Genomic DNA, 241 nt, shown 5'->3' with positions numbered 1-241 from the left:
GCCTGAGCTGAAGCGGGTCAGCGGGTGATCGACGGCGATTCGTCGGCGTCGTCCGCGCGTGCCCCGTCGTGCGTGACCGCGGCCGCCGCATCGTCGGAGTCAGCTGTGGCGTCCGTCGCGGTGACGACGGCGGGGGAGGTGTCGCTCGCCGTCGTGGCGAGGGGAGCGTCCGAGTCCGCGACAGGCGCGTGCGTCTGCTCGGGAGCGGCGGTCCAATCGATCGCTTCGACGACCGCGGTGG

The 241-nt window shown here is 73.4% G+C and carries 1 protein-coding gene; it reads right to left on the bottom strand.

Annotated elements, in window-relative coordinates:
- Positions 1 to 17 precede the first annotated feature (17 nt).
- The coding region (locus tag HMPREF0072_RS12225; RefSeq protein WP_004830832.1) for a hypothetical protein at positions 18 to 241 on the bottom strand (224 nt) is incomplete at its 5' end.

The organism is Anaerococcus lactolyticus ATCC 51172 (assembly GCF_000156575.1).
Taxonomy (GTDB): domain Bacteria; phylum Bacillota; class Clostridia; order Tissierellales; family Peptoniphilaceae; genus Anaerococcus; species Anaerococcus lactolyticus.
This window is presented reverse-complemented; position numbering and strand designations above follow the sequence as displayed.